The 19,721-nt window shown below is 64.2% G+C and carries 31 protein-coding genes and 3 tRNA genes; 22 read left to right on the forward strand and 12 right to left on the reverse strand.

What is annotated here, in order from left to right:
- Positions 1-305: 305 nt before the first annotated feature.
- The 7 genes from ACH5AR_RS04265 to ACH5AR_RS04295 form a co-directional block, all read right to left on the reverse strand.
- A complete protein-coding gene (locus ACH5AR_RS04265; protein WP_396299850.1) occupies positions 306-605 on the reverse strand; it encodes a hypothetical protein in 300 nt (99 codons plus the stop codon).
- Between the two features lie 140 nt (positions 606-745).
- Complete coding sequence (locus ACH5AR_RS04270) at positions 746-919, reverse strand: hypothetical protein (RefSeq protein ID WP_181970752.1); 174 nt, start codon at positions 917-919, stop codon at positions 746-748.
- 34 nt (positions 920-953) lie between these two features.
- Positions 954-1,027 (reverse strand) — tRNA-Asp (locus ACH5AR_RS04275).
- Positions 1,028-1,029: 2 nt separating this feature from the next.
- A tRNA-Ser gene (locus ACH5AR_RS04280) sits at positions 1,030-1,103 on the reverse strand.
- Between the two features lie 55 nt (positions 1,104-1,158).
- Positions 1,159-1,230: transfer RNA gene (locus ACH5AR_RS04285), tRNA-Asn, on the reverse strand.
- Positions 1,231-1,255: 25 nt separating this feature from the next.
- Positions 1,256-1,600 (reverse strand): endonuclease VII domain-containing protein, encoded by a 345-nt coding sequence (locus ACH5AR_RS04290; RefSeq protein ID WP_259316803.1) that lies wholly within the window; start codon positions 1,598-1,600, stop codon positions 1,256-1,258.
- Between the two features lie 85 nt (positions 1,601-1,685).
- Positions 1,686-2,087: an HNH endonuclease gene (locus tag ACH5AR_RS04295; protein ID WP_396299977.1), complete on the reverse strand. Its 402-nt coding sequence runs from the start codon at positions 2,085-2,087 to the stop codon at positions 1,686-1,688.
- Positions 2,088-2,518: 431 nt separating this feature from the next.
- On the opposite strand from ACH5AR_RS04295, the gene ACH5AR_RS04300 reads away from it, so the two are divergent.
- The 21 genes from ACH5AR_RS04300 to ACH5AR_RS04400 all read left to right on the forward strand — a co-directional run bounded on the left by ACH5AR_RS04300 (position 2,519) and on the right by ACH5AR_RS04400 (position 15,842).
- Positions 2,519-2,977: a hypothetical protein gene (locus ACH5AR_RS04300; protein ID WP_396299851.1), complete on the forward strand. Its 459-nt coding sequence runs from the start codon at positions 2,519-2,521 to the stop codon at positions 2,975-2,977.
- Between the two features lie 370 nt (positions 2,978-3,347).
- Positions 3,348-3,605, forward strand: coding sequence for a hypothetical protein (locus ACH5AR_RS04305; protein WP_396299852.1), 258 nt, complete (start codon positions 3,348-3,350; stop codon positions 3,603-3,605).
- Positions 3,602-4,384: a RecB family exonuclease gene (locus ACH5AR_RS04310; RefSeq protein ID WP_396299853.1), complete on the forward strand. Its 783-nt coding sequence runs from the start codon at positions 3,602-3,604 to the stop codon at positions 4,382-4,384. The genes ACH5AR_RS04305 and ACH5AR_RS04310 overlap by 4 nt, the downstream gene beginning before the upstream one ends.
- Positions 4,385-4,449: 65 nt before the next feature.
- Positions 4,450-5,274: an AAA family ATPase gene (locus tag ACH5AR_RS04315; RefSeq protein WP_117490961.1), complete on the forward strand. Its 825-nt coding sequence runs from the start codon at positions 4,450-4,452 to the stop codon at positions 5,272-5,274.
- Positions 5,275-5,558: 284 nt separating this feature from the next.
- Complete coding sequence (locus ACH5AR_RS04320; RefSeq protein ID WP_117490963.1) at positions 5,559-5,954, forward strand: CHC2 zinc finger domain-containing protein; 396 nt, start codon at positions 5,559-5,561, stop codon at positions 5,952-5,954.
- A complete protein-coding gene (locus ACH5AR_RS04325) occupies positions 5,845-6,423 on the forward strand; it encodes a toprim domain-containing protein (protein ID WP_396299854.1) in 579 nt (192 codons plus the stop codon). The genes ACH5AR_RS04320 and ACH5AR_RS04325 overlap by 110 nt, the downstream gene beginning before the upstream one ends.
- Positions 6,420-6,896 carry a DUF3310 domain-containing protein gene (locus ACH5AR_RS04330; protein WP_396299855.1) on the forward strand — a complete coding sequence of 159 codons (477 nt, stop codon included), beginning with the start codon at positions 6,420-6,422 and terminating at the stop codon, positions 6,894-6,896. Before ACH5AR_RS04325 ends, ACH5AR_RS04330 begins: the two co-directional genes overlap by 4 nt.
- Positions 6,893-7,654 (forward strand): metallophosphoesterase, encoded by a 762-nt coding sequence (locus ACH5AR_RS04335; protein WP_117490967.1) that lies wholly within the window; start codon positions 6,893-6,895, stop codon positions 7,652-7,654. The genes ACH5AR_RS04330 and ACH5AR_RS04335 overlap by 4 nt, the downstream gene beginning before the upstream one ends.
- Positions 7,654-8,190 (forward strand): hypothetical protein, encoded by a 537-nt coding sequence (locus tag ACH5AR_RS04340; protein ID WP_396299856.1) that lies wholly within the window; start codon positions 7,654-7,656, stop codon positions 8,188-8,190. The genes ACH5AR_RS04335 and ACH5AR_RS04340 overlap by 1 nt, the downstream gene beginning before the upstream one ends.
- The gene (locus ACH5AR_RS04345; protein WP_117490971.1) at positions 8,187-8,402 is read left to right on the forward strand and encodes a hypothetical protein; all 216 of its coding nucleotides are present in this window, start codon (positions 8,187-8,189) and stop codon (positions 8,400-8,402) included. The genes ACH5AR_RS04340 and ACH5AR_RS04345 overlap by 4 nt, the downstream gene beginning before the upstream one ends.
- 8 nt (positions 8,403-8,410) lie before the next feature.
- Positions 8,411-10,438: a ribonucleoside-triphosphate reductase, adenosylcobalamin-dependent gene (nrdJ, locus tag ACH5AR_RS04350; RefSeq protein WP_396299857.1), complete on the forward strand. Its 2,028-nt coding sequence runs from the start codon at positions 8,411-8,413 to the stop codon at positions 10,436-10,438.
- 59 nt (positions 10,439-10,497) lie between these two features.
- A complete protein-coding gene (locus tag ACH5AR_RS04355; protein ID WP_396299858.1) occupies positions 10,498-11,019 on the forward strand; it encodes a hypothetical protein in 522 nt (173 codons plus the stop codon).
- Positions 11,020-11,098: 79 nt separating this feature from the next.
- Positions 11,099-11,374 carry a hypothetical protein gene (locus ACH5AR_RS04360; RefSeq protein WP_117490979.1) on the forward strand — a complete coding sequence of 92 codons (276 nt, stop codon included), beginning with the start codon at positions 11,099-11,101 and terminating at the stop codon, positions 11,372-11,374.
- Positions 11,367-11,564, forward strand: coding sequence for a hypothetical protein (locus ACH5AR_RS04365; protein WP_117490981.1), 198 nt, complete (start codon positions 11,367-11,369; stop codon positions 11,562-11,564). The genes ACH5AR_RS04360 and ACH5AR_RS04365 overlap by 8 nt, the downstream gene beginning before the upstream one ends.
- A gap of 273 nt (positions 11,565-11,837) precedes the next feature.
- Complete coding sequence (locus tag ACH5AR_RS04370) at positions 11,838-13,652, forward strand: DNA polymerase (protein WP_396299859.1); 1,815 nt, start codon at positions 11,838-11,840, stop codon at positions 13,650-13,652.
- Entirely contained in the window at positions 13,652-13,876 is a 225-nt protein-coding gene (locus ACH5AR_RS04375) for a hypothetical protein (protein ID WP_396299860.1), read from the forward strand. The genes ACH5AR_RS04370 and ACH5AR_RS04375 overlap by 1 nt, the downstream gene beginning before the upstream one ends.
- Positions 13,873-14,109 (forward strand): hypothetical protein, encoded by a 237-nt coding sequence (locus ACH5AR_RS04380; RefSeq protein ID WP_396299861.1) that lies wholly within the window; start codon positions 13,873-13,875, stop codon positions 14,107-14,109. Before ACH5AR_RS04375 ends, ACH5AR_RS04380 begins: the two co-directional genes overlap by 4 nt.
- Positions 14,106-14,264, forward strand: coding sequence for a hypothetical protein (locus ACH5AR_RS04385; protein WP_396299862.1), 159 nt, complete (start codon positions 14,106-14,108; stop codon positions 14,262-14,264). Before ACH5AR_RS04380 ends, ACH5AR_RS04385 begins: the two co-directional genes overlap by 4 nt.
- On the forward strand, positions 14,257-14,823 hold the full coding sequence (locus ACH5AR_RS04390; protein ID WP_396299863.1) for a thymidine kinase: 567 nt from the start codon (positions 14,257-14,259) through the stop codon (positions 14,821-14,823). The genes ACH5AR_RS04385 and ACH5AR_RS04390 overlap by 8 nt, the downstream gene beginning before the upstream one ends.
- Before the next feature lie 263 nt (positions 14,824-15,086).
- Positions 15,087-15,461 carry a transglycosylase SLT domain-containing protein gene (locus tag ACH5AR_RS04395; protein ID WP_396299864.1) on the forward strand — a complete coding sequence of 125 codons (375 nt, stop codon included), beginning with the start codon at positions 15,087-15,089 and terminating at the stop codon, positions 15,459-15,461.
- Between the two features lie 39 nt (positions 15,462-15,500).
- Complete coding sequence (locus ACH5AR_RS04400) at positions 15,501-15,842, forward strand: histone-like nucleoid-structuring protein Lsr2 (protein ID WP_117490992.1); 342 nt, start codon at positions 15,501-15,503, stop codon at positions 15,840-15,842.
- A 61-nt stretch (positions 15,843-15,903) separates the two neighbouring features.
- Here the strand turns inward: ACH5AR_RS04400 and ACH5AR_RS04405 are convergent, their stop codons facing one another.
- Positions 15,904-16,236 (reverse strand): hypothetical protein, encoded by a 333-nt coding sequence (locus ACH5AR_RS04405; protein WP_380352158.1) that lies wholly within the window; start codon positions 16,234-16,236, stop codon positions 15,904-15,906.
- Positions 16,237-16,340: 104 nt separating this feature from the next.
- Complete coding sequence (locus tag ACH5AR_RS04410) at positions 16,341-16,667, reverse strand: hypothetical protein (RefSeq protein ID WP_396299865.1); 327 nt, start codon at positions 16,665-16,667, stop codon at positions 16,341-16,343.
- A gap of 208 nt (positions 16,668-16,875) precedes the next feature.
- Between ACH5AR_RS04410 and sufD the strand changes: the two genes are divergently transcribed.
- Positions 16,876-18,060: a Fe-S cluster assembly protein SufD gene (gene sufD, locus ACH5AR_RS04415; RefSeq protein ID WP_396299866.1), complete on the forward strand. Its 1,185-nt coding sequence runs from the start codon at positions 16,876-16,878 to the stop codon at positions 18,058-18,060.
- 8 nt (positions 18,061-18,068) lie between these two features.
- Here the strand turns inward: sufD and ACH5AR_RS04420 are convergent, their stop codons facing one another.
- From ACH5AR_RS04420 to ACH5AR_RS04430, 3 genes are read right to left on the reverse strand one after another with little or no spacing between them, the layout of a single operon-like run.
- Entirely contained in the window at positions 18,069-18,863 is a 795-nt protein-coding gene (locus ACH5AR_RS04420; protein WP_396299867.1) for a hypothetical protein, read from the reverse strand.
- Complete coding sequence (locus tag ACH5AR_RS04425; RefSeq protein ID WP_396299868.1) at positions 18,860-19,381, reverse strand: hypothetical protein; 522 nt, start codon at positions 19,379-19,381, stop codon at positions 18,860-18,862. Before ACH5AR_RS04425 ends, ACH5AR_RS04420 begins: the two co-directional genes overlap by 4 nt.
- 4 nt (positions 19,382-19,385) lie before the next feature.
- Positions 19,386-19,613: a hypothetical protein gene (locus ACH5AR_RS04430; protein ID WP_396299869.1), complete on the reverse strand. Its 228-nt coding sequence runs from the start codon at positions 19,611-19,613 to the stop codon at positions 19,386-19,388.
- Positions 19,614-19,721: the final 108 nt, after the last annotated feature.

Consider the following 19,721-nt stretch of genomic DNA (forward strand, 5'->3'; position numbering starts at 1 on the left):
TCAAAGTGAGAGAACCGGGCAGGACCGATGAATTCGATGATCGCGAGTGCTGCGAGAAGGGGTGTCTTGCCTTAAACCCCAGCCCTTGGCGCGCCGGAGGGCGCTGGACCGGTAAAGCCACCTCCCCCGCTTGTCGATGGCGTAGAACCACAGAATGAAGCGGACCTGTTCATCGGTGAACTGCCAGGGCTGGCCTGCATTCTCGCCGTCAGGCTGGACAAGGAAGGTCTCGGCCCATTCAAGGATCTCGTATCCGAGGGTTTCCTGGGGAGAGGGAACTCCGGAAGGTATGTTGCCTGTCTGCATCACACACCTCCGAGCTTCTTGAACCGCTCCATCCGGAGCACCCTGGAATCCGTCTCGTCTGCCGTAGCGGCGGCATCGAGATCATCGAACGTCATGCGCAACCGGGCGCGGTCATCCACCGTCGAGCCCCATTTGGCGACCCGCTGACGTATTTCGGCCGCCAGCATCACCTTCGACTTCCCGGTGACGTACATCTCGTGCACTAGGTTCATGCACTGCTCAAGCTCGAACCAGTCAGTCTCAATGAAGAGAGAGGCCTGACGGCAGGTCGAGTACACGTCCCAGAAGCGGAGCGCCATCGGGTGCCACGAGTCCTCGTAGATCGAGTGGCACGGCGGGTAGGGACGCTGGGGAAGCGGCTCGGCTGACGCCTGGTGAGACCACGGGTCCTTGTTGCGCCTCACCGCGTTGGCCTTCGGGGCGGGGCCCCGGCCAGCCATCAGCGCACCGCCTTCAGTGCGGCCTCGGAGATACCGAAGATCTCGCCCAGGTCCTCAAGCTCGAAGAGGGCGTCCTGGCGCCAGGAACGGCGCTGAGCGGCCCGCGTGTGCGCCGGCTTGGAAGGCGCGTACTGGCCGCTGTGGTCGTCGTCGTTCAGGGCGTAGGGACGCATGGTGCAGGACTCCGTGTCGGATGAAAGTGAAAGGCGGCCCCGGCCGGACTTGAACCGGCGGCCTCTGCCGTGACAAGGCAGTGCTCTGACCTGCTGAGCTACGGGACCTAAGTGAGTCGGCAGGATTCGAACCTGCTCTTCCGCCCTTCGCGGGCGGAGTGCTCGCCATCTACACCACGACTCCAGCCGGGAGCGACCCGGCCTTGCGGCCACCAGGTGATCAGCCCGGTGGCCGGCGGCTCCCCAACCTGGATTCGAACCAGGAACCCGGGCCTTAACAGGGCCCTGCTCTGCCGTTGAGCTATCGGGGAAGATCCCTCGGAGGAGGGCGGAGCGTCATGCCTGCTGGTTGTCGATGTGAATGCGCAGACCCAGCAGGGCCTGAGCCGGCGGGGCGTCCAAGTAGTCCGCGGCCCTCCGCAAGACGTCGGCGCGGTCGCGGGCGCCCTTGCCGAGCAGCTGGTTGTTGCAGCGGCGGCAGAGCAGCCCTCGCACGGCCCCGTTCTTGTGGTCGTGGTCGACGGAGAGGTTCTGTGACCGTCGCTCCCGGCAGATGGCACAGCGGCCGTCCTGGGCGGCGAAGAGCACGTCGTACTCGCCGGGCCGGAGACCGTAGGTCCGCTGGACGCGGGACTCGTGCGCGGCCTTTCGTCCGGCCTGCTTCCGGCAGGTCGAGCACACGCGGCCGCGGGGAGCGAAGAAGCGCTGAGAGCGGTTGCGCTCGCAGCGTGAGCAGCGTCGGAATCCCTTGCGGGGCTCGGCCATGTCAGCCCCCTCTGGACTCTCGTTGTGTCTTCTGCCGGTGACAGGCAGAGCAGACCGCAGCCAGGTTCGTGGGGTCATGGGTTCCGCCACGGGCAACCGGGACGATGTGGTCGACCTCATTGGCGCCGGTTGACTGGCAGAGGTAGCAGGTCTTCCTGTCCCGGTAGAGAACTCGGAGTCTGATCCGACTCCAACCGGGGATCACTTCCCGGTTTCTGCGGGAATGGTTCGCCCATGGCTTGCGGAGTTGATGCTCGGCACAGCGGCCATCTCGAACGGTTGTTCGAATACATCCGTCGACGAGGCAGACACTTTTGGCTCTGGGCATCTGTGCTCCCGCCGGGCGGATTGATAGATTGAACAAAAGGACCAGGACTGCCGGTGCACGGCGCCGCGGGCGCATGTCAGGCACTCCGCCGGAGCGGATCACCAACTAAGGGCGGTAGTCCTGGAAGTCTTGCCCGGCCCAGGGTTTCGTATCTGGCCTGGGCCGGTAGACGCCCACTGGAGCCGTCCGGGAGTTGAACTCTCAACCAGAGGCTCAACAGAAGGAGGTGTTCTCCAGTAGAAGCAGGACCCTTCTGGGGGTCCTGCTCTCTTGGGCGTTCGAGATCAGAGAGTTCGCTTCACTCTCTCTCTTCTCTCTCACTAACTACATAGGTGCCGGAGGAGGCGGCTCATGGCGCCAGAGTTGAATTTGTGATCCAGGTCACATTGGATTCATCCAATGACTTATTGATCAGTCCGCGTTGACTGGCGGACTTGGACTGACGCTGTGTGAGTGCTAGCTTTGGATGAAGTTAAGGATCAAGAGGAACGGAGCTCAAGCGAGTCATGACTGCACTCCCCGACGATCGTGAGCTGTTGAAGCTGGCCCAGCGGGGCATGACTCACGAGGAGATCGGCAAGCTCTACGGGGTCACCAAGCAGGCCGTCAACAAGCGACTGACCGCCCTGGGGTACTTCAGTAAGCCCATCGCGCGAGCAGTCGCGGATCTGCTGCCCTGGCAGGTTGAGAAGGAGCACCGGAAGGCCCTGCGGTACGTGAACCTCCGCTACTGGATGCGCATGCAGCTGGGGGACGAGGAGGTGCCTGCGGTCCGCCAGAGAGACGGCCGGAACTACGCGTACCTCCTGGCGGTCAAGGAAGTGGTGCTGGACTACGACGCGGCCACGGGCTGGTCCGAGGTGCCCAGACAGCCGTCCGATGGTCGACTGGCGATTCGCTGGCCGGCGGACGCACCGGAGCCCTCGGAGGAGGCGCGAAAGGCCCTGGAGCTTCCAGAGGTATGACTTGCCACAGCCGTGCAGCTGACTCCCGCTGAACCCCTGACGAAAGTCGGGGGTTTTTTCATGTCCAAAGTCCGTCCGTTTCAGGACTTTGGTCCCGCCTGGAGATCGGCCGATGCCATACCCCTAGGCCTATATGTTTCACGCACTGAACTTGTGTGGCTCTCATCACTTTTTAACCAACGCTTTAAAGTTGGTTGACCGGCGGACGACATGTAAGGTGATGAAGCCCTCGGTGACCGAGGAATAACAATCCCTCCCAGGAAACTCTCAGGAAGGTTTGCGCAGGATGCTGGTGCCTCCAGAATTTCGGACGCTGTTTGCGAACGAGGAGCTGGTCACAGCCCTTACGAGGGCACCGGGATGGGGTCATGTGCAGACCCTGATGGCGATCGGAATCGTGATGATCATCAACAAATGCAGGACGGGAACTGAATGGGTTCTCATCTATGACCCCGAGGTGATGACTGATCAGGATGCCGAAGATATGCATGAGTTCATCGACCGCATACCTCGCGGATCTGATCTGGTGCAGGTCATCGAGTCAAGCCGGCCGCACCCCAAGATCCCAGGAAGCACAGGCTTCCTTGAGTTCAGCTACTTCGATTCCACCGTGATTGGAACCCGATGAGTAAGCACCGTCGCAGCGTCTCCCAGTTCAACCAGTACTTCGAGGGGTGCAGCTGGCGCTACAAGCTCCAGCGGATCGACAGGGTTCCCCAGCGGCCCGCAGCATGGAGCCATCACGGGACGGCATTCCACACGGCCGCGGAGCACGTCGAGCTGGCCCGCTGGAAGGGGGACGGCCTCCTGGACCAGGGCGACGCTCAGGCCCTCTTCAACGACGCCTACACCGAGGCCATCAACAAGAGCATGACGGAGTGGCCCGACCTGGACGACTGGCTGAGGGCCAAGGGGGAGACGCAAGACGACATCGAGCAGCGGTACGAGCTGGGCATGCAGCAGGCCGCCGATTACGTGACGCACTCCAACAACCGCCTGGAGCGCATCTGGGAGACCCCGGCGGGGGTGCCGGCGATCGAGCTGCATTTCGAGGTCGAGTTCGCGGGTGTGCCCGTCGTCGGCTTCATCGACCTGGTCGTGGAGCGCCCGGACGGCTCTCTCGTCGTGCGCGACAACAAGACCGGCACAATGAAGAGCAAGTTCCAGCTCTACGCGTACGGCAGCGCCCTCCGGCGCATGGTGCCGGGTGTCCGAGTGGAGGAGGGTGACTGGTGGCTGGCAAAGGAGAACCGGCTCTCCCGGCCGGTGAAGCTGGGCATGCCCGAGCAGGATATCGAGGCCTCGTTCGTAGCGTTGGACGAAGGCGTGAAGGCAGGGGAGTTCGTGCCGCGTCCAGGCTTCAACTGCCGGTTCTGTGACGTGTCGCACAAGTGCGATTTTTTTTAACCCAAAAGTTGACTCGCGGAGTTAGGCGACATAGGTTTATTGATGAGGGAAAGGAATGAAGAAAGTTGATTTCACTTTCTCAGGCCAAGCGGGTCAAGGGCGCGGCCGGCGAGCCGATCCCCTCGCCGTTCAAGGGCCTGACGAAGATGGGCGTCGAGTTCCGGCGAGGCGAGTTCTCGATCGTCTGTGCCGGAGGCGGTACAGGAAAGAGCGTGTTCGCCGCCAACCTGAGCGTCCTGCCGAACATCCCGTCCCTGTACTTCTCGGCCGACAGCAACGCAGCGACACAGCTCACCAGGGCCACGGCCCTGATCACGGGAGAGGACATCCAGACCCTCAAGCGAAAGCTGCGAACGGATGAGTTCGACCAGTACGACAAGGTGCTCTCCGACCGGTGGTGGCTGAGGTTCAACTTCGACGCCAGGCCGACAGCGGAGGATCTGGAACTCCACCTGAAGTCGTACGTCGAAGTGTTCGGCATCGCGCCGCACTTGGTGATCATCGACAACATCACAAATGTGGATGGTGGGGCCGACTCCGCCGAGAGCTACACCTTCGGGCTGGAGGGCATGTGCGAGTACCTGAACGAGATGGCCCGGAAGACCCACGCCCACGTCCTGGCGCTGCACCACGTCACCGGCGAGTTCAGTGACGGACTTAAGCCAATCCCGCAATCCGGCGTGAAGGGCAAGATCTCCCGGGTGCCTTCGCTGATCCTGACCATACACAAGGAGATCGACGGCATGGACTCCCGCGTCTTGCACATCTCCCCGGTCAAGAACAGGGAAGGTTTTGAAGACAGCAGCGGCGAGACGTTCGCCTCGTACGACTTCAACACCTCGACCATGAGGCTGACCGACGTTGATGCAGGCGAAATTTTTTTGCCCTAAAAGTTGACTGACGGAGCAATGGAATACATCCTGAAAGCGAAAGGGAGAAAGATGACCCGGGAAGAGCTCCAGGCCCTGGACCCGGCTACCCCACTCTGGGAGATCCCTGTCGAACTCCGGCTGGACTTCATGGCCTACCGCCGTCGCTGCCGGTGGATCGGGGCGGACAGTGCCCGCTAAGGAACTCGCCTTCAACTACCGGAAGTACCGGGGGGATCGGCACACGTTCCTCTCCCGGTTCCGGCGGTACGACTTCCCGGTGACGATCACCTACAAGGACGGCTATGGACCCACAGGAACGGCCGAGCATCCTGGCCGTGTTCCGGCAGTACTACCCGGAGACGACGGTCAGCGAGGGCCGCGGGGAGTGGCAGAAGATCCTCTGCCCGCTACACCCGGAGAGCCGGCCGTCAGCGTCGCTGCACCGCGAGCGGAACAGATGGAGCTGTTTCGCGTGTGACATTCACGAGGATTCGTTGGATGTCATCATGAGGGAAGAAGGAGTTAGTTTCAGTGAGGCCCGAGGAATCGCGGCAGAGCGCCATGGTGCAGGCGGCCAAGGTGTACCACATGGAGCTGGAGGACAGTCCGGCAGAACCGTACCTGGCAAGCCGGGGCCTGCTGGAGGTGGCAGGAAGGTTCGGCCTCGGGTACGTCGGTTCCCCTCAGACTGGGCATGACCGGGCTGACGGCCGGCTGGCGATCCCCTACTTCCGCCCGGCCGGCGGCATCCACCAGGTGGCTAGCCTTCGCTTCCGGGCCATCGGGAACGAAGACCCGAAGTACCTGAGTCTGCCGGGTGATCCGACTCGGATGTTCAACACCAAGGCGCTGATCACGGCCAGCCCCGTCGTAGCGATCTGTGAAGGTGAGATCGACGCCATGACGGCCGAACTCTGCGGCATACCGGCAGTCGGCATACCCGGCGTCGGAAGCTGGAAGCCCCACTTCGAGCCCCCGTTCATGGGCTACGAATCCGTGCTGGTCCTGTCCGATGGAGACGGGCCGGGGCGCAAGTTCGCGGAGAAGCTTGCGGGGCAGCTCCCGAACGTCAAGCACATCGACATGGGTGACGGCCTCGACGTGAACAGCTTCTACATGAAGTACGGGCGTGAAGCGCTGCGGGAGAAGTGTGGTCTTTTTTCATGACTAAAAAGTTGACCTGCGGAGCGATGGTGAAGGTTGTCCTGAGCCCCGAAGGGATGGACAGCATATTCAACGGCAAGGTGGGTGAAGTCGTCGCGATCGAAGACAGGGACTACCGACCCGTTGAAGTGAAGTTCCCCTGGGGGGTCGGACCGTACGCCTTCTCGTTTGACGAACTGGAGGAGACGCCGAAGCTGACCCGAGAGCAGGAGATCATGCGATCGGCTTTTCGCGACAAGCCAGAGCCGGCCAGGCCGGTGGAGCACGACGTAGTGAACAGCCCGAAGCACTACACCAGCCACCCGAGCGGGGTCGAGTGCATCCAGGTGACCGAGCACATGAACTTCAACCTCGGCAACGCGGTGAAGTACATCTGGCGCGCAGGACTCAAGGGCAGTGGCAAGGACATCGAGGACCTGAACAAGGCTCGCTATTACATCAATCGAGAGATCCAGCGACGAGAGGCCATGCAGTGAAGAAGATCGTCGTCGTCTCCGATCTCCAGATGCCGCTGGAGAACCGGCGGGCGAACAAGAACCTGATCCGCTTCATCGGCGAGTTCCAGCCGGACGAAGTGATCAACATCGGAGACATCACCGACTACACAGCCCCCTCCCGCTGGTCTAGCGGCAGGCGCGCCGAGTTCGGCATGACGGTCAAGCAGGAGGCGGCCTACACGGTCCGCCACCACCTGGAGCCGGTCCGGGCCGTCTATGACGGGAAGTACACCCTGCTGGGTTCGAACCATGGCGAGCGCCCGAACAAGTACCTGGTCGAGCGGTGCCCGGCCCTCTTCGACTACGACGAGTTCCAGGAGCCACAGCTGCTCTGCCTCGATGACCTCGGGATCGGCTTCGAGCCGGTGAAGTACGACTTCGCGCCCGGCTGGACGGCGATCCACGGCCACGCCCGCGGAATCAGCCTGAGCCGGACAGCTGGCGGCACCGCGCTCAACGCGGCCAAGAAGCTCCAGAAGAACGTCGTCATGGGCCACACGCATCGTGCGGGGATCGTCTCCGAGTCGACCGGCATGGGCGCCCACCGGACCCTGACGGGCGTCGAGGTCGGCCACCTCATGGACGTCTCCCGGGCGGGCTACCTGGGGCCCGCACGCCTCGCGAACTGGCAGTCGGCCTTCGGGCTGCTCTACATCGCCGGAGGCCAGGTCCAGGCCAACGTCGTTCCCGTCAGCCGCACCGGCTCCTTCATCGTGGAAGGGGAGCTGTACAAGTGATGGACTGGGAGCTGGTCCAGGAGCTGGCCGCCGACATCGGCCGCGAGATCGGCCGGCGGTGGCCCGTCGTGGACGCCGACGACGTGAGCCAGGAGATCCTGACCCACGTGGTCGAGAACCAGGCCCGGCTGACCGGCAAGGAGCGGGGCTACCTGGCGACGGTGTTCCGCTCGATCGGCCAGCGGTACGCGAGCCGGGAGCGCGACTACCAGAACCTGGTGGATGACCAGTACTGGTACACCCCGAAAGAAGTCCGCGCGCTGGTGCGGTCGTTCGGCCTCGACAACGATCAACTCGCCCAGATGCTCGGCAAGAAGGACGACCTCCAGCACTGCCGCGTCACGGACAACCTGGTCCCGGGCCGCTGCGACGTCATGGAGGGGATGAAGTGCATCTCCCCGCGCTACCGGGAGGTGGTCTGGAACCACCTGGTGGACGACCAGGAGGTCATGGACTCCAAGCTGCTGACGAGGGCCGTCGACGCCCTCACCACGGCCATGAACCGCAACATCAGGAAGCAGGAACAGACCGCATGATCGAGACGGACCAGCACTACACCAGCGACGACGAGATGGTTGAGCTCCGCGTCGTCCACGACGACAAGCCGGACTCCCTGACCTACATCCAGGTCCACAAGAGCTCTCCGCCGGAGAGCCTGGAGTTCACCGTGGACCCGAAGACCCGCGCGGCCCTTGTCGCGATGCTCACCGCGGCCGCGAGCACCAACACCGTTTCCATCCGACTCTAGGAGAGCCCATGTTCAAGACACCGACCGCCGAGACCGTGTTCCGGCGCACCTACTCCCGCGAGCTGCCGGACGGCACCTCCGAGACCTGGGCCCAGACCGTTGAGCGGGTCGTGAACGGCAACCTGGCCCTGGTCCCCGAGCGCTACATCGAGCCGGGGGAACGCGAAGCCCTGATGAACCTCCTGCTCGACTTCAAGGCACTCCCGGCAGGCCGTCACCTCCGCTCCTCCGGCGTCGCCGACTACGCGCTCAACAACTGCTGGGCGGCCCCGTGGGACGCGGACGACGTAGCCCGCCACTTCTCCTTCACCATGGCGCGCCTGGCAGAGGGCGGAGGCGTCGGCACCAACTACAGCAGCCGCTACCTGGAGGGCATGCCTGCCGTCGCCGTACCCACCGAGGTCCACATCGTGTGCGACCCCGAGCACTCCGACCACGACGAGATGGAGGAGGCCGGCCTCCTCTCGGAGACCTACAGCCACAAGTGGGCAGGGGCCTTCCCCGTCGAGGACTCCCGGGAGGGTTGGACCGATGCGCTGGCCGACCTGATCAACACCGCGCACGATCCCAGGACGAAGCACGTGACCCGCGTTTACGACGTGAGCCGCATCCGGCGCAAGGGCGCCCCTCTCAAGAAGTTCGGCGGCACCGCGAGCGGCCCCCAGCCGTTCGCCCAGATGCTCCTGAACATCGGCCGGATCATCCAGGCCACCCCGCCGCACCGTCGCCTGTCCGGCATCCAGTGCATGGAGATCGATCACGAGATCGCCCAGTGCATCGTCTCCGGCGGCGTTCGCCGGTCCGCGCGGATGAGCCTCATGCACTGGGAGGACCCGGAGATTGACGCCTTCCTGAGCTGCAAGCGGGATATGTCGAAGCACTGGACGACCAACATCTCGGTGGAGATCGACCACCGCTTCGTCCAGGCCCTGGACGACACCGTCAACATCTTCGAGCACGAGGAGCGCGTCAAGGCCCAGGAGGTCTACCGGGCGCTGTGCGAAGGCATGCTCCACGACGGCGAGCCAGGGTTCTGGAACTCCTCCCTGAGCGCCGTTGGAGAGCCGGACGGCACCTTCACTGTGAACCCCTGCGCCGAGGCCCTGCTGACGCCCGCGGAGCCCTGCAACCTCGGCTCCATCAATCTGGGTGCGTTCGTGGATCAGGAAACGGGCCTCCAGTGGTCCGAACTCGTCGCGGCTCACCGCCTCATGACCCGATACCTGATCCGCGCCACCTTCGCGCCGGTGGCCGACCTGGAATCCCAGAAGGCGATCAGCCGAATGCGCCGCATCGGCCTCGGTCACCTGGGATTCGCCGACTATTTGGCGCGGCGCGGAGTCCTGTACAGCAAGGCCGCGTTCAACCTGAACGTCATCGAGGACCTGGAGGAGCTGGCCGAAGTCGTGGACCAGGCCGCAGCCGAGTACGCGCACCAACTGCGCATCCCGACGCCCGTCAAGAAGCGGGTCATCGCCCCGACCGGCACCATCAGCAAGCTGGCCGGCTCTTCCGGCGAGGCTGTCCACCCGATCTTCGGGCGCTACTTCATCCGCCGAATCCGATTCTCGAACGTCGACCCCCGTGAGGCCGCCCAGGTCGAGGAATACAAGGCAAAGGGCTACCACACCGAGCCCTGCCTGTACGCCGCGAACACCACGGTCGTTGAGATCCCGACGAAGGACCCGCTTGTGTCGGAGGTAGGGGAGGGGAGCGTTCAGGATGCCGGTGAACTCACCATCGAAGACATGTTGAATGTGCAGCGCCTCTATCAGCAGTCCTGGGCCGATCAGGCAGTTTCCTACACCGCCAACATCGACCCGAACCGATACACCGTCGAAGACCTCATGCAGATTCTGAAGGGCTACCTCGGCGACCTGAAGGGAGCCACGATCTTCCCGGAAGTCTCCCGATCCCAGGCCCCGTACGAGCGCATCTCTCCCATGGAGTACGAGGCACACGCCAAGCGCCTGGGCATCGAGGTCGAGGACACCGGCTATGACGAGATCTGCGCTTCGGGTGCCTGCCCGATTTAGCATGCCCTAGAAGTTGACTTGCGGATTTAATCAACGTACAAACGGAAGTAGGAGGACAAGTGCCCAACTATGACGATCCTTTCGCGGATATCAGTCCCTGGGACGAGAAGTCCGATCTGACCGAAACCCCCACTGTCGAGGAGACGCCTATGACCACCCCTGCGACCGCCGACAACGAAGGCTTCTGCGCGACCCTGAAGTTCGGCCCCGGGTACGACGCACCGTGGCTTGTCATGCGAGACGGCTCGGCGGACGGCCTGAAGCGCAAGATCGGTGAGGCCAAGGAGAGCGGCCTGCTGGAGACGATGGGCAAGGCGAGCGCCTACGTTGTCACCCTCGCCCCGCCGAAGGCCGACAAGGCCGCGGGCCAGCTGTCGTTCTCCGGCGGCCGGGTCCAGAACTCGGCTGGCGCCGAGTCTGGTCACAAGGGTGACCTCACCTGTGATCACGGGGCGCGCACCCACGTGGCGAAGGGCACTTGGGAGGCGTACTTCTGCAACGCCGACGAGCGAGCCGGGGAGGCGAAGTGCCCGCCGGCCTTCCTGGACAAGAAGACGGGGAAGTTCGCCGTGAAGCGCTGATTGCTTCAATCTGCCCTAAAAGTTGACTTGCGGAGCGGGGGCATTCAAGGCCCCCGCTCCCGCCCCTGCGGGAGACGCCATGAGCTGGACCTACATCCCCGGCGAGCTGCTGAGGAACCCGAACCGAAAGAGCTCCACCCGGCACTACGGCCTGGTGGTGAACAAGACCGATGCCGCACACACCATCGGCCCGAAGGGTGAGCGCGCAATCCTCATCTCGGGCGTCCACCTCAACGAGAACAGCAGCTCCACCTCGACGCTGCACCTCAGCCGGGAAGCGGCCATGACGCTTCGAGACCAGATCAGCGAGGCCCTGTCGGATCAGGCCTACGAGATGGAGTTCGACTGTGACTGACCTCGATGACGCCCTGGACGAAGCCCTGTGGGAAGCCGTCGTCGTTCAGGTCGCGCAGAGCCAGCGCACCTACGAGCTGATCGCCGAAGCTGCCGGGAAGGTCCGATGGAAGGCGCGCCGCGCCGGCCTCACCCGGAAGCAGGCCGGAATGCTGGTCGAGATGATGATCAGCGGAGAGATCAAGAGCTGATGCCGACCAGCCTCTGTGAGTGTGAATGTGGGGTCCGGCGAATGATCTGGGGCCCCTTCGAAGGGTTCTGCGAGCGAGAGACCTGCCCCGGCTGCGGTGAAGCAATGGAAAGGATCTCCGACCATGTCGACGCTTAACAGCATTCTGGTCAGCTACTTCTGCGGTGAGTGCCTGTTCGAGTTCGCGGAGTCCTTCCCGCCGGATACCGAACTGCCAGAGGTCACACCCTGCCCCGCGTGCGAGGTGCCGAGCATAAACGAGTAAGGCAAGAGTTTGAAGGTCATTGAGTATAAGATCAAGAACGATCCCATCCGGATCAATGTGGTCGAAGACCCTTCAGATCTTGCGCAGTTCAAGAAGTTCATCGAGGCGAACCAGGAACTCTGTGCGTGGGACACAGAGACCACGGGTTTGGACTGGTGGAATGCGAAAGCCGGAACCTTCCGGATACGGCTGGCCCAGTTCGGTAACGCATCCGAATCGTTCGTCATCCCGGTCGAGAAGGAAGTCGGCCCCGGTGACAACTTCCGCACGGCGGTGCGCTGGGCCCTGCGGACCGTCAAGCGCCTGATCGCCCACAACGGCACCTACGACATGCACGTGGTCGAAGAGACCCTGGGCGTCCGCATGGAGGAGCTGGCCCCGAAGTCGTGGGACACCGTGCTGCTTGGGAAGCTGGTCGACTCCCGGGCCGTCAAGGAAGGCGGCCCGGGACACAAGCTCGAAGAGGCGACGAAGCACTACATCGACCCTGTGGTGGCCGACGAGGTCAAGGGGTCCATGACGGCCATAGCCAAGGAGCTGGGCGTCAAGAAGTCCGAGATATGGCCGGTCGTGCCGCTGACGCACCACGGCTTCAACCTCTACGCCGGCATGGACCCCGTCCTCGCGTTCCGGCTCTACCGGACGCTGCGGCGCCTGGTCCCCGCCCGCTCAAAGCGACGCGGACTGATGAGCTGGGAACACCGGCTCGCCCACGTCTGCGCCAAGATCGAGCGCCAGGGCTACTTGCTTGATGTGGACTACACCCGCCGGGAGGCAGACAAGCTCATCGCCGAGGCCGAGCACTGGTGCCACGTCGCGGCCGAGCTGGGCGTCGAGAGCGTCAACTCCACCGACCAGGTCGCCGAAGCGCTGATCGAGCGGGGGCACAAGCTCACCCAGAAGACGCCGACCGGCAAGTGGAAGGTGGACGACGCGATCCTGTCGTCGTTCTCGTCCGAGCCGCTGGCCCAGGCCGTCATCAAGGCGAAGAAGTGCGGGAAGTGGGCCAAGACGTGGTTCCTGCGCTTCTTGGAGCAGCGGGACGGTTCGAACCGCTGCCACGCTTCCATCAATACCGCAGGCGCGCGGACGTTCCGAATGTCCTGTACGGGCATCCCGGCCCAGACGCTTCCGGCCGGGGAGGCCTTCGTCCGGAACTGCTTCCTCGCGGAGCCGGACCACGTCACGGTGAGCATCGACTACGGAAACATGGAACTCCGGGTCATGGCCGCCCTGTCGGGGGACCAGACGCTGCTGGAGGCCTTCCGGAACGACGCGGACCTCCACCAGATGACGGCGGACGCCGCCGGTGTGAGCCGCAAGGCCGGGAAGACCACCAACTTCTGTGTCGCCTTCGGTGGCGGCTGGCAGGCCGTTCATGAACAGGCCGGCGTCAGTGTCGAAGAGGCCAAGAAGGCGGTCAAGGGGTTCTGGCGGGCGTACCCGGGCGTTCGGGTCCTCGCTGACCGGCTCCAGGACGAGGCCCGTAAGAAGGGCTACATCTACACGGCCACCGGTCACCGGCTCATGGTGGACCGCGGACGCCCGTACGCCGCCTTGAACTACGCGATTCAGAGCGCTGCGAGGGACATCACCGCCAGGGCGGTCATCGAGCTCGACCGCGCCGGCTTCACACCCTGGGTCCGCTTGATCATCCACGACGAAATCGTCTTCTCGTTCCCGAAGGAGCGAGCCGCAGAACTGGCCAAGCAGGCCGCAGAGATCATGCAGTTCACCATGAACGGCCTACTGATCCCAACTGACGCAGACATAGCCGACGCGCGCCCCTGGGGCGCCATCTACGACAAGGAAACGAAGCACTGATGATGCTGTTCACCAGCCCGAGCTGCCAGCCATGCAAGCGGATCAAGCCCCTGGTCCTCGAAGCATTCCCCAACACCGAAGTCGTCGACATCACCGCGGCCGGTTCGCTGAAGAAGATGAACCAGCACGATGTCTACGCCGTTCCGACGCTCATCACCGAGTCCGGTGTCGGCTACATCGGCGAGGCGATCGTCTCGAACTTCCTCAAGGAGAATGCCCGGTGAGCCCTTCCACGCTCGGCCTGATCGCCGAACTCGCCTGCTTCGCCTGGGGCGTCCTGGCCCTGCTCCTGGGCGTCATCGAAGCCAACGGTCGATTCGCCACGGCCCTGAACATCGCCGCCAACACGGCGATGGTCATCGTCGGGCTCCAGATGCATCTGGCCTTCCCAGTGGTCCAGGGGTGTTGGGTCCTGGTCTGGATCGTCAACGGAGTTCGAATGGAGCTGAAGAAGTGACGAGCTACCGCTTCACCTGTGTCCTGAGTGACGTCGAAGACCTGGGCAGCGACCCGGAGCGATTCATCAATCTGGCACTCCGGTACGGCGACAAGCACCAGGACTACTTCCTGGCGTGTGTTGGCGACATCGCCGAGGAAGGCGACCATGCCTGAACTCGTCGCCCACCTTGGTGTGATGGACGCGGGGAAGTCGACGTTGGCGCTCCAGCTTCACCACTCGCTCGGCGGCGGCGGAGTGATGTTCACGAAGGGAGGCCGGGCCGGCGCCGGGACCATCTCCTCCCGGCTCGGCCTCCAGGCCAGAGCCATCGAGGTTACCGACCGGATGGACCTGTACGACCTTCTGATGGTGCTGGCGGAGGTCACTGAGCCAATTCCGTACGTGATCGCCGACGAGGCCCAGTTCTACACCCCGAAGCAGATCAACCACCTGGCGGACGCCGTGGACGGGCTAGGTGTCGACGTGTACGCCTTCGGCCTGCGGACCGACTTCCGCGGAGAGCTCTTCCCGGCCTCGAAGAGGCTGCTGGAGCTGGCCGACCGCGTCGAGGAGCTGCCGGTCAAAACGCTGTGCTGGTGCGGGCGAAAGGCCACGCACACAGCACGTGTCAGGGACGGCGTGATGGTGCACTCCGGCGCGCTGGTCGAGGTCGGTGACATGGGCACCTATCGGAGCCTCTGTCGAAGGCACCACAGAGCGGGGATTGCATGAAGGAACGCCTGATCTGGACCACAACCACAGTGCTGGGGGGTGTCGCACTTCTGGCGGCGTCCGTCGTGCCGGCCGCAGCACCGACCACACCGGCCGGGACGGAGAAAGCCCTCCCAGAGCCTCCGACGTCTCCTCCTGCTGCCCCCTTGAATCCGTCTCCGAGCCCTCCGGAGATGACGCCGGAGTCGCCTCCCCCTCCGGTACCGACACCTTCCGACCTACCGGCCCCGGAACCCCCTCCGAGGCCTACCCAGCAGAAGCAGGTGGCGGGCACCTCGAAGCCCTCCTACACCGACAATCTGAACGGATGGGTGGCCGAAGCCGTCGACGTGATGCACACCCGGGGCATTCCAGGCACTGCTGCCGCCATCCACGTTGCCATCGAGCACGAGTCCGGCGGAGACCCTGACGCGACGAACTACGACGACTTGAACGCCAGGGCCAAGAACAACAGCAGGGGCCTGATGCAGGTCGTTCCCACCACGTTCCGGGCCTACCACGTTCCGGGAACCTCCTGGGACATCACTGACCCGGTGGCGAACATCTGTGCCGCATGCGCGTACGCGGCTGACACCTACGGCTCCATCGACTATGTGGTGGCCACTCGATGTGGTGGAAAGTGTTGGAAGGGTTACTGAACTAGGATTAGCATTCAGGCACCACAGAAGGAGTCTGCAATGCCGATCGAAGTAGTTCAGCAGGTCAAGGTGAACGTTGACGGCGTCACCTACCGGGGGGAGCTCGGCGACAAGAAGGTGATTACCCAGCTTGAGGCCAAGCTGACCGCCTACGAGAAGTCCAAGACCGACCTGGACGAGTTCCTGGCCGAGCATGGCATTCAGCGGGAGGCTGCTTCCACGCCGGCCTCCCCGGCCCCCAAGAGGAACCGCTCCGCCGGCAAGCCGGGCCCCGACGCCTCTGCCGTTCGGGCCTGGGCGAAGGGGAAGGGCATGGAGGTCAACGACCGCGGCGCCATCCCCAAGCACATCGTCGACGCCTACCTCAAGGAGAACGGCTGAGGTACGCAAGGAGGCCCCCTACCGAACCGGTAGGGGGCCTCCGTCATTGCGCGCCGAAGGTCTACTCCAACGCTGGCCCTGAACCCTTGTACGTCACTTCCATGCGACGGAACTGGATCAGGTCCTCGATCGGCTTGCCCGTCAGGGCCGCGAGCTCACCGAACAGGATGGCCGAGAGTGCCGCCAACGACCGCAGCAGCTCGCCAGCGGCCTCGTCCGGTGTCAGGCGGAGGCCATCCGAGAGCCCCATAAGCTCGCCGATCAGCTGTGCACTCGCCAGCTCGTTCGCCTCGGCTTGGGGGACTCCGGATTCGACATTCATGACTTGGAAGACCGATGCGAGGTTCAGTGCGGCGTGGTCGGCGGCGCATTGAGCCTTTTCGACGTTGGTCATAGTTCGTCGCTATCTGGTCGAGTTTTCAATGGTTCAGTCCGGCGATGAATCATGGTCGATTTTGGTTTGTATGCGAAAGATTCCCCATGGGGCATCGCGAGGACTCAAGTCCCGTACAGCAGCAGTTCCATCCGCCGGGCCTCGATGAGTTCGCCCACCGGCATCTTGGTCAGCAGGGAGTTCTCCGCCAGGAGGCCGGCCGACAGCATCGCCAGCGCGCGAAGCAACTCGACCATGGCGACGGCGGGACTCAAGCCGTGTTCGGATTCGAGCTGCGTCATCGATGAGATCAGCTGTTCTCGTGCCAGCCGATCGCCCTCGGGGCGCGGCACCCCGGAGTCCGAGCGCTTCACCTGGAAGACGCCTGCGATGGTCAGTGCCGCATTGCCAGCACTGAGCTGAATCTGAAGTTGTGGATCTATCGAGCTCACGGTTGGGCGCTATCTACTCGGGATGGGCGAATGCAATCGACTTCGGGGGCTCTGGCTCGTAGAGGAGCCCTGGCGGGCCTCGGCGGCATTCGGCAGGCCCTCGCACGCACGAGACGCCTGCGGCGAGGCCCGGAGCGGCGTCGGAGACACATCGATCACATAAACCAACTGGCGTCTGGCGGCGGCAAGTTGGCTGTAGGCTGCGAGGATGGAACTCCCTGACGAACAACTGGCGGCTGGCCACGCTGGCGGCGATGTTCTGGCGTTGTCCACGATCCACCGCTTCACCTCCCTCGATGTTGACGCCTTCGAAGTCCCGAAGGGTCGAGAAGAGGACTGGCGATTCACCCCGCTGTGGCGGCTGAACGGGCTGCACGACGGGACTGCCGTACATCACGACAACGGCCTCTACTCCGGCCCTGCGCGGCTGGAGAGCGGGGCCCGCGTTGAGGTCGTCGCCTCCGGTGCAGGGGTCGACGACCCCCGCATCGGTTCGGCCGTCGCGCCGGCCGACCGTGTTGCAGCTCAAGCGTGGCGCAGCCATACCCATGCACTGCTGGTGACCGTGCCGCCGGACACGATCGCGACGGAGCCTGTTGTGGTCGGAGTCACCGGCCCGGGAGAGGGCACCGCGGCGTACGGGCACGTGACGATCCGGGCCGGCAGGTTCAGCAAGGCCACCGTCGTGTTGACCTACACCGGCTCGGGGACCTTCGCGGACAATGTCGAGCTGGTTGTGGAAGAGAGCGCCGACCTGGCCGTAGTGGTCCTCCACGAGTGGGGCCCGGATGCCGTCCACGTCTCGGCGCACCACACGAGCCTCGGACATCACGCCAAGCTGAGGCTGACCACTGTCAGCCTCGGTGGCGCGGTGGTTCGCGTCAGCCCCACCCTGACCTTCGAAGCGCCCGGAGCGGACGCGGAGTTGGCCGGTCTGGTCTTCGCGAAGGCAGGCCAGCACATCGAGCACCGGCCCATCGCCGACCATGCGGGACCGAACTGCACGTCCCGGGTGAACTACAAGTGTGCTGTGCACGGCCGGGATAGCCGAAGCGTGTGGATCGGCAATGCCTTCATCCGTTCCGCGGCTAAGGGCACCGACACCTACGTGGCCAACAGGAACATCCTGCTGTCGGCCGGTGCCCGTGCCGATGCGGTCCCGAACCTGGAGATCGAGATCGGTGACATCGTCGGCGCCGGCCACGCGAGCGCGACCGGGCGATTCGAGGACGAGCAGCTGTTCTACCTGATGTCCCGAGGCATCGATGAGAACGAGGCGCGGCGCCTGGTCCTGCGCGGCTTCTTCCGGGACATCATCGGGAAGATCGGCATCCCCGAGGTGGAAGACCGCGTGCTGGGCACGATCGAAGGCGAGCTGGACCGGCTGAGCTGACCGGCGGGTCACCGGATGCTCCCCAGGACGACGTACGCCACGGCCGGGTAGCAGGACGCGAACGCCCACACGAAGCAATTCAATCCCATAGTGATCGCAACGATCACGTGGAAGGTCAGGGCAAGCCCGATCAGCAGCGGAAGGAGCGGAGGCGGCGCCAGCAGCACCAGCGGGAACGCCGTCTCCGCCCCGATCAAGGCGCGGGACAGCCAGCGGCACAGAACAGGCCGCCCGGACAGCCGGCGCGCCGCCCAGGCGTTGCCCCACGAACGCGTTCGGAGGACTCCTAAGAGGCCGCTCCCGTCACGCCACTCTGAGTGGAGCACCTTCGCGAACCCCGACGAGAAGTACGCCAAGCACGCCTCTGCGACGATGAACCACAGGGCGATCCGCTGACCACCGAAGGTCTGCGCCAACGCCAGCGAGCCGAAGACGATCAGGAGCACCTGATCGGAGCCCTCACCGCCGTAGGGGGCACGCAGGCCGCGCATCGCCAGCGACGCCGTCACCAGCCACAGCAGAAGGGCTTGCCAGGCCCCAGAGGGGGCGGCCAGGACCAGCGCGGCGGCGGCCACCGAACGCACCGCCACGCCGATCAGGTCGCGCGGGTACCCCAGCAGGCCGTCGACCACGGCCCCGGTGCGTCCCGTCGAAGTCCAGCGTCGGCGCAGCCGCAGGACACGCCAACTGTTCCACGACGCGTCGTCGGTGCTTCGAGGCCGAGCCAGGACCTCAAGAGAGGAGATAAGTACGCCGATCCCGGCGACGATCTCCGTGAGGTGGATTGCGGAGGACGGAATCACCGGGATTCTCCAAGGCGGTGGCGGCCGGATTTGAAGATAACGTCCGGGCTCTCGTCACTGAGAACGCCATGCGAGATTGCCAGGACGAATTGAACCTCGCGGGCGTCGGGGACTCTCGATGCAACGGCGGTGACGTAGTTCAGAATCGCGAGGTACGGCAGGGAAACCTGCACGGCGCGCGGCCTCTGCACATCAAAGCGGTGGGCGACGGACATCACGTCGGACAAGCCCTTGAATGCACGACGGTCCGGATTCCAGGCGATGTGCCACCAGCAGCGCTCCGGAGGGCCGGCAACCTGATGCCAGGGGCCGAATTCTCCGGATGCTCCTGCCGTCCGCATGAGGAGGTGATAGTCGTGCTGGACCGGCCGGGGCGCGAAGAATCTGTAATTCGGAACAATCCCGAAGATATCCCAGGCCCTCAGCCGGTCCAGCAGTCGCCGCGGAACCGTCAACTGGCCGACAGCCGACACGATGAACCACGCCGTCAGGACGACGGCCGTGATGACGGTTCCCACGGGATCAGGCCGCGTTCAGCAGGGCCACGCGCCGGACGCCCAGCAGCTCGACCAGGCCGGCGTCCTCGGGCGCCGACTCCACGAGGGTGACGGCGACCTGGTCGTCGTCGGTGACGACGCTGCCGGCCGAGAAGGTGGCGTTCCCCTGGGTGGTGACGTCGGTGACGCCGGTGAGGGCGCCGCTGATCTCCGGGTCGGCACCGATGACCGCCGAGATGTCGAACGAGGACATGTGCTCTCCTTTCCCGAGCTTCCTCCCAGCGGGCTGCCGGAAGGAATCTTCGAGACGATCCCCTTGAAGCGGGATGCCCCTCGAAGGTGCCATTAACATAGCCGACAT

It is taken from the genome of Kitasatospora sp. NPDC018619 (genome assembly GCF_044391605.1).
Lineage (GTDB): Bacteria > Actinomycetota > Actinomycetes > Streptomycetales > Streptomycetaceae > Kitasatospora.

Excerpts from the sequence above, each read along its gene's own strand:
- ACH5AR_RS04310 (WP_396299853.1), top strand. The coding sequence starts at position 3,602 with ATGAGTAAGCACCGTCGCAGCGTCTCCCAGTTCAACCAGTACTTCGAG.
- nrdJ (WP_396299857.1), top strand. The coding sequence starts at position 8,411 with ATGTTCAAGACACCGACCGCCGAGACCGTGTTCCGGCGCACCTACTCC.
- ACH5AR_RS04360 (WP_117490979.1), top strand. The coding sequence starts at position 11,099 with ATGAGCTGGACCTACATCCCCGGCGAGCTGCTGAGGAACCCGAACCGA.
- ACH5AR_RS04390 (WP_396299863.1), top strand. The coding sequence starts at position 14,257 with ATGCCTGAACTCGTCGCCCACCTTGGTGTGATGGACGCGGGGAAGTCG.
- ACH5AR_RS04375 (WP_396299860.1), top strand. The coding sequence starts at position 13,652 with ATGATGCTGTTCACCAGCCCGAGCTGCCAGCCATGCAAGCGGATCAAG.
- ACH5AR_RS04405 (WP_380352158.1), bottom strand. The coding sequence starts at position 16,236 with ATGACCAACGTCGAAAAGGCTCAATGCGCCGCCGACCACGCCGCACTG.
- ACH5AR_RS04300 (WP_396299851.1), top strand. The coding sequence starts at position 2,519 with ATGACTGCACTCCCCGACGATCGTGAGCTGTTGAAGCTGGCCCAGCGG.
- ACH5AR_RS04295 (WP_396299977.1), bottom strand. The coding sequence starts at position 2,087 with ATGCGCCCGCGGCGCCGTGCACCGGCAGTCCTGGTCCTTTTGTTCAAT.
- ACH5AR_RS04330 (WP_396299855.1), top strand. The coding sequence starts at position 6,420 with ATGACTAAAAAGTTGACCTGCGGAGCGATGGTGAAGGTTGTCCTGAGC.
- ACH5AR_RS04265 (WP_396299850.1), bottom strand. The coding sequence starts at position 605 with ATGGCGCTCCGCTTCTGGGACGTGTACTCGACCTGCCGTCAGGCCTCT.
- ACH5AR_RS04325 (WP_396299854.1), top strand. The coding sequence starts at position 5,845 with ATGGAGCTGGAGGACAGTCCGGCAGAACCGTACCTGGCAAGCCGGGGC.
- sufD (WP_396299866.1), top strand. The coding sequence starts at position 16,876 with ATGGAACTCCCTGACGAACAACTGGCGGCTGGCCACGCTGGCGGCGAT.
- ACH5AR_RS04270 (WP_181970752.1), bottom strand. The coding sequence starts at position 919 with ATGCGTCCCTACGCCCTGAACGACGACGACCACAGCGGCCAGTACGCG.
- ACH5AR_RS04400 (WP_117490992.1), top strand. The coding sequence starts at position 15,501 with ATGCCGATCGAAGTAGTTCAGCAGGTCAAGGTGAACGTTGACGGCGTC.
- ACH5AR_RS04430 (WP_396299869.1), bottom strand. The coding sequence starts at position 19,613 with ATGTCCTCGTTCGACATCTCGGCGGTCATCGGTGCCGACCCGGAGATC.
- ACH5AR_RS04345 (WP_117490971.1), top strand. The coding sequence starts at position 8,187 with ATGATCGAGACGGACCAGCACTACACCAGCGACGACGAGATGGTTGAG.
- ACH5AR_RS04340 (WP_396299856.1), top strand. The coding sequence starts at position 7,654 with ATGGACTGGGAGCTGGTCCAGGAGCTGGCCGCCGACATCGGCCGCGAG.
- ACH5AR_RS04320 (WP_117490963.1), top strand. The coding sequence starts at position 5,559 with ATGGACCCACAGGAACGGCCGAGCATCCTGGCCGTGTTCCGGCAGTAC.